Source organism: Mycobacterium sp. 1245852.3 (assembly GCF_001669335.1).
GTDB lineage: Bacteria > Actinomycetota > Actinomycetes > Mycobacteriales > Mycobacteriaceae > Mycobacterium > Mycobacterium europaeum_A.
On sequence record NZ_LZLL01000514.1, the window covers coordinates 1 to 5,489 of the forward strand.

Here is a 5,489-nt window from a genome sequence, read left to right on the forward strand (position 1 = left end):
GGAATGTGAACAGCTCGCCGCGTATCTGGTGACCGAATCCGTCCCGCTGATGGCTCCAACCGTCGAATCCGGCGCTCGCACACCGGGTTTGGCCAACGTCGCGCTGCTGCGCCGGCCCGCCGACATGGACCAGGCGACCTGGCTGACGCGGTGGCAGGGTCACCACACCTCGGTGGCGATCGAAACGCAGTCGACGTTCGGCTACACCCAGAACTGGGTGGTGCGGGCGCTGACCCCGGATGCGCCGGGAATCTCCGGCATCGTCGAGGAGTTGTTCCCGATCGAGGCCATCACCGACCTCCACGCTTTCTTCGGAGCCGCCGATGACGACGACCTACAGGACCGGATGGGGCGAATGGTCGCCAGCACCAGCGCCTTTGGCGCCAACGAGAACATCGACACGGTGCCGACGAGCCGGTACGTCTTCGCCAGCCCGTTCAACGGATGAGGGGCTCTCATGACGACACTGCGCGACGCGGTCGCCTTGGCCGCGACGGAAAGCGGCCTGGCGGTGGTGTCGACCGTCCGCGCTGACGCGACGGTCCAGGCTTCGCTGGTGAACGTGGGGCTGCTGACGCACCCCGCGGACGGCCAGCCAGTTCTCGGCTTCACCACCTACGGCAAGGTCAAGCTGGCCAACCTGCGGGCCCGACCGCAGCTGGCCGTCACCTTTCGCAACGGGTGGCAGTGGGCGACGGTCGAGGGCCGCGCCGAGCTGGCCGGCCCGGCCGACAGCCGGCCCTGGCTCACGGACGCCGATCAGTTGCGGCTGCTGCTTCGCGACGTGTTCACCGCCGCGGGCGGCACGCACGACGACTGGGACGAATACGACAGGGTGATGGCCGCCGAGGGTCGCGCCGTGGTGTTGATCGCGCCAACCCGCGTCTACAGCAACGGCTAGCCTGGTTAGGCTGCTGGCGTGACGCTGCAGATCGATGACGACAAACGGGTACGTACCCTCACACTGAACCGGCCCGAGGCGCTCAACGCGTTCAACGAAGCCCTCTACGACGCCACTGCCGAGGCGTTGCTGGCCGCCGCCGACGATCCCGAGGTCGCGGTCGTGCTGCTGACCGGCGCGGGCCGTGGTTTCAGCGCCGGTACCGATCTGGCCGAAATGCAGGCACGCATCACCGACCCGGACTTCACCCCGGGCAAGCATGGCTTCATCGGACTGATCAGCGCGCTCAGCGCTTTTCCCAAGCCGCTGATCTGCGCGGTGAACGGCGTCGGCGTGGGCATCGGCGCCACCATCCTCGGCTACGCCGATCTGGCGTTCATGTCGTCGACCGCCCGCCTGAAGTGCCCGTTCACCAGCCTGGGCGTGGCGCCCGAAGCGGCATCGTCATACCTGCTGCCCCAGCTGGTGGGCCGGCAGAACGCGGCCTGGCTGCTGATGTCGTCGGAATGGGTCGCCGCCGACGAGGCCCTGCGGATGGGACTGGTCTGGCGGGTCTGCGAACCCGACGAGCTGCTGACGCAGGCCCGTCAGCACGCGGAAATCCTTGCCTCCCGGCCGATCTCGAGCTTGATGGCCGTCAAGCACACCATGATGGAGCCCGTCCGGCCCGAGATTGTGGCGGCCACCGCCCGCGAGAACGCCCACTTCGCCGAGCTCATGGGCGCACAGGCCAACGCCGCGGCGCTGGCCGCGTTCAACAAAAGTTGAAGCGCAAACGCTGACGGCGGCTAGGCCGACTGGGCCGTCTGCAGCTTGGCCGAGGCGGCGAGGATGGCCCGCAGGGTGCGCCGGCAGCGGCCGCAGTCACCACCGGCCCCACAGGCGGCGGCGATCTCTTTGGAGGTCGATGCGCCCTGCGCGACGACGTCGCACACGGTCTGGTTGGTGGCCCCAACACAGAGGCAGACGTACATCAGCGCACCTCCCGCATTTCGGCGTCCCCTTCGTCGAAAGCCCGGTCCAGCGTCTGCGAATCGTCCCGGCCGCCGGCGTTCCGAGTCATCAGGCACCGGGGCGATGGGGCCGAATTCATACGCCGCATATTAGTGGAGTCTAACCTAAGTTCGTTAGCCGAGTCTAACCTAACCAAGGGGTGACTTACCCCACTCGGGGACCCACTGAGCGCAGCCAAACCTTGCTGGAACATTCCCGGCGGCCGTGGCAAAGTGCTGCTACAGCCCAGGTTTGTGCGCTCCAGCCCAGCGTGCCCGCCGCGGCCACATACGACAGCCGCTCACACCATAGGAGTGACAATGCAAGGGGATCCGGAAGTTTTGCGTCTGCTCAACGAGCAGCTGACCAGCGAGCTCACCGCGATCAACCAATACTTCCTGCACTCCAAGATGCAGGACAACTGGGGTTTCACCGAGTTAGCTGGGCACACCCGGGCCGAGTCCTTCGACGAGATGCGACACGCCGAGGCGATCACCGACCGCATTCTTCTGCTCGACGGCTTGCCGAACTACCAGCGCCTCTTCTCGCTGCGCATCGGTCAGACGCTGCGTGAGCAGTTCGAGGCCGACCTGGCCATCGAGTACGAGGTGATGGAGCGGCTCAAGCCGGCGATCATCCTGTGCCGCGAAAAGCAGGACTCCACCACCGCGACGCTGTTCGAGAACATCGTGGCGGACGAGGAAAAGCACATCGACTACCTCGAGACCCAACTCGAGTTGATGGACAAGCTCGGTGTGGAGTTGTACTCGGCGCAGTGCGTGTCGCGCCCACCCAGCTGACCCGGCCGGCGGCGAAATAGGTAACGTCGCCCAGGTATGACGAGCCCAAGGGCAGCGACCCAAACTCGCCCGGCTTCCGGTGCCGCATCCAGCGGCGAGCTGATCAGCCCGCAACGACGCAATCTGATCTTCATCGCGATCGTGCTCGGCATGCTGCTCGCGGCGCTGGACCAGACCATCGTCGCGACGGCGCTGCCGACCATCGTCGCCAACCTGGGCGATGCCGGGCATCAGTCCTGGGTGGTCACCAGCTATCTGCTCGCATCGACCATCGTCACGGCGCTGGTGGGTAAGCTCGGCGACGTCTTCGGCCGCAAACGCGTATTCCAAACGGCCATAGTCTTTTTCGTCATCGGCTCAATACTGTGCGGACTGGCCCAGTCGATGGCAATGCTGGTGGGTGCGCGCGCGCTGCAAGGGATCGGCGGTGGCGCCATCACCGTCACGGCCAGCGCGCTGATCGGCGAGGTCGTCCCCCTGCGCGAGCGGGGCCGATATCAGGGCATCCTCGGGGCGGTCTTCGGCGTCACCACGGTCATCGGCCCGCTGCTCGGCGGCTACTTCACCGACTACCTGACCTGGCGCTGGGCGTTCTGGGTCAACGTGCCGATCTCGGTCGTGGTCGTCTTCGTTGCCGCAGCGGCGATTCCCGCCCTGACCGCGTCCGCCAAGCCCGTCATCGACTACGCCGGCATCACGTTCGTGGGCCTGGGCGCCGCGGGCCTGACGCTGGCCACCAGCTGGGGCGGCACCCTCTACCCGTGGGGATCACCGACCATCATCGGTCTGTTCGTCGGCGCTGCGATAGCGCTCGGCGTGTTCGTGATGGTGGAACGGCGCGCGGCCGAACCCATCTTGCCGATTCGGTTGTTCGGGAGCCCGGTGTTCACCGTCTGCTGCGTGCTGTCCTTCGTGGTGGGCTTCGCCATGCTGGGCGCGATGACCTTCCTGCCGACTTATATGCAGTACGTCAACGGGGTTTCGGCGACCACCTCGGGCCTGCGCACCCTGCCCATGGTGCTCGGCATGCTGGTCACCTCGACGGGCAGCGGTACCATCGTCGGCCGGACCGGGCGCTACAAGGTCTTTCCGGTGGCCGGCACCGCGCTGATGGCGTTGGCCTTCCTGCTGATGTCGCGCATGCAGCCGTCCACCTCCGCCCTGATCCAGTCGCTTTACCTGGTGATCCTCGGCGCCGGCATCGGATTGTCCATGCAGGTGCTGATCCTCATCGTGCAGAACACGTCGAATTTCGAAGACCTCGGCGTCGCCACCTCGGGTGTGACGTTTTTCCGGACCATCGGAAGTTCGTTCGGCGCGGCCATTTTCGGCTCGCTGTTCGTGAACTTCCTCAACGGCCGCATCGGTGCGGCCCTGGCGGCCAGCGGCGCACCGCCCAGCGCGGTCAGTTCACCCGGGGCTTTGCACCGGCAACCGCACGACGTGGCCGCCCCGATCGTGGCGGCCTACGCCGAGTCGCTCACCCAGGTCTTCTTCTGGGCGGCGCCGGTCGCCCTGGTCGGATTCGTGCTGGCGCTGTTCTTGCGCGAGATCCCGCTGCGCGACATCCACGACAGCACAATCGATCTCGGCGACGCGTTCGGCATGCCGACCACCGAGACGCCCGACCAGATGCTGGAGAACGCGATCGCGCGGATGCTGCGCGGCGAGACCGGCATGCGGCTGCGCAGCATCGCCATGCGACCCGATTGCCGGCTCGACGTCGCCGGACTGTGGGGGGTCTTGCGGATCAATCGCTACACCGAGATGTACGGGACCGCCCGGCTCACCGACATGGCCGACTACCTCCGGATACCGTTCGAGGTGCTCGAGCCCACCTTCGCCCGCCTGGTATCCGGGGGTTACGCGCAGCGCGACGGCGAGCGGATGTGGCTCACCCCGGCCGGGGGACAACAGGTCGCATACGTGCACTCGCTGCTGTTGGCCTGGCTGGTCGACAAGCTCGCCCGGTCACCGGGATTCGAGGGTCGCCCGGACCGCCGCGCGGTGGAGGCGGCGCTGGACCGCGTCGCGCATCGTGTGCTGGCCCAACGGGATTGGCATGAGGAACAGCCGACCGTGGCAATCCCGTCGGCCGCTCGCTAACCGGTGCCGATACGCATTCGCCGACATCCCCAACCCGGGTGATGACGCGGGCGTACCATCACGCCATGAGCCGAATCGGAACTTTTGCTGACGACGACCTGGCCGGCTGGTTTGTGAAGTCCCCGGACATCGGCGGCGCGCTCGGCGGCTTCAGCCAGGCGGTGTACACCAAGAACCGGTTGCCGATCCGCACCCGCGAACTGGCCCGCGCCGTGATCGCCCACCGCAACGAATGCGTCGTCTGCGTCAACACCCGCGATGAAGACGGACCGGCGGCGGGTGTGGACGAGGAGCTCTATGACCACGTCCACGAGTGGCGCACCTGGCCCGGCTACAGCGAACAGGAGCGGCTGGCCGCCGAGTTCGCCGACCGCTTCGCCACCGAGCACACCGCGCTGCGCGACGACGAAGACTTCTGGAGCCGGTGCGCCGCACACTTCTCCGACGAACTGCTGGCCGACCTGGCACTGTCCTGCGCGCTGTGGGTCGGCATGGGCCGAGTGCTGCGGACCCTCGACATCGGCCAAGCCTGCAAGCTGACCATCCCCAGCCGCGGCTAGTTTTCGTGTTGCCCGGCCATCCGGCGATGGCGCGCGCCGCGGGCACAAAAGACGCGCCGCCGATGTTGCGGTGTGGGTGAGGGAGCTCGGAGGGAGGCGGCGGTGAAGATTCGCTTCGGCGTCGGCCTG

General features: G+C 67.0%; 6 protein-coding genes and 1 pseudogene. 6 read left to right on the forward strand and 1 reads right to left on the reverse strand.

The genetic code is table 11. The features are described 5' to 3' along the window. The 3 genes and pseudogenes from A9W96_RS23190 to A9W96_RS23200 all read left to right on the forward strand — a co-directional run. A pseudogene (locus tag A9W96_RS23190) lies at nucleotides 1-448 on the forward strand (EthD domain-containing protein); the annotation flags it as partial. A gap of 9 nt (nucleotides 449-457) precedes the next feature. Next, the gene (locus tag A9W96_RS23195) at nucleotides 458-901 is read left to right on the forward strand and encodes a TIGR03618 family F420-dependent PPOX class oxidoreductase (protein ID WP_066878163.1); all 444 of its coding nucleotides are present in this window, start codon (nucleotides 458-460) and stop codon (nucleotides 899-901) included. Nucleotides 902-919: 18 nt separating this feature from the next. Continuing rightward, nucleotides 920-1,669, forward strand: coding sequence for an enoyl-CoA hydratase/isomerase family protein (locus tag A9W96_RS23200; protein WP_066870755.1), 750 nt, complete (start codon nucleotides 920-922; stop codon nucleotides 1,667-1,669). A gap of 20 nt (nucleotides 1,670-1,689) precedes the next feature. Here the strand turns inward: A9W96_RS23200 and A9W96_RS23205 are convergent, their stop codons facing one another. After that, complete coding sequence (locus A9W96_RS23205; protein ID WP_066870751.1) at nucleotides 1,690-1,875, reverse strand: bacterioferritin-associated ferredoxin; 186 nt, start codon at nucleotides 1,873-1,875, stop codon at nucleotides 1,690-1,692. A gap of 339 nt (nucleotides 1,876-2,214) precedes the next feature. Between A9W96_RS23205 and bfr the strand changes: the two genes are divergently transcribed. From bfr to A9W96_RS23220, 3 genes are all read left to right on the forward strand, one after another. Next, nucleotides 2,215-2,694, forward strand: a complete 480-nt coding sequence (bfr, locus tag A9W96_RS23210) for a bacterioferritin (RefSeq protein ID WP_066870748.1) — start codon at nucleotides 2,215-2,217, stop codon at nucleotides 2,692-2,694. A 36-nt stretch (nucleotides 2,695-2,730) separates the two neighbouring features. Next, complete coding sequence (locus A9W96_RS23215) at nucleotides 2,731-4,800, forward strand: MDR family MFS transporter (RefSeq protein WP_066870746.1); 2,070 nt, start codon at nucleotides 2,731-2,733, stop codon at nucleotides 4,798-4,800. Nucleotides 4,801-4,865: 65 nt separating this feature from the next. Continuing rightward, the gene (locus A9W96_RS23220) at nucleotides 4,866-5,360 is read left to right on the forward strand and encodes a carboxymuconolactone decarboxylase family protein (protein WP_066870794.1); all 495 of its coding nucleotides are present in this window, start codon (nucleotides 4,866-4,868) and stop codon (nucleotides 5,358-5,360) included. Nucleotides 5,361-5,489 lie beyond the last annotated feature (129 nt).

Excerpts from the sequence above, each read along its gene's own strand:
- A9W96_RS23215 (WP_066870746.1), top strand. The coding sequence starts at position 2,731 with ATGACGAGCCCAAGGGCAGCGACCCAAACTCGCCCGGCTTCCGGTGCC.
- A9W96_RS23195 (WP_066878163.1), top strand. The coding sequence starts at position 458 with ATGACGACACTGCGCGACGCGGTCGCCTTGGCCGCGACGGAAAGCGGC.
- bfr (WP_066870748.1), top strand. The coding sequence starts at position 2,215 with ATGCAAGGGGATCCGGAAGTTTTGCGTCTGCTCAACGAGCAGCTGACC.
- A9W96_RS23220 (WP_066870794.1), top strand. The coding sequence starts at position 4,866 with ATGAGCCGAATCGGAACTTTTGCTGACGACGACCTGGCCGGCTGGTTT.
- A9W96_RS23205 (WP_066870751.1), bottom strand. The coding sequence starts at position 1,875 with ATGTACGTCTGCCTCTGTGTTGGGGCCACCAACCAGACCGTGTGCGAC.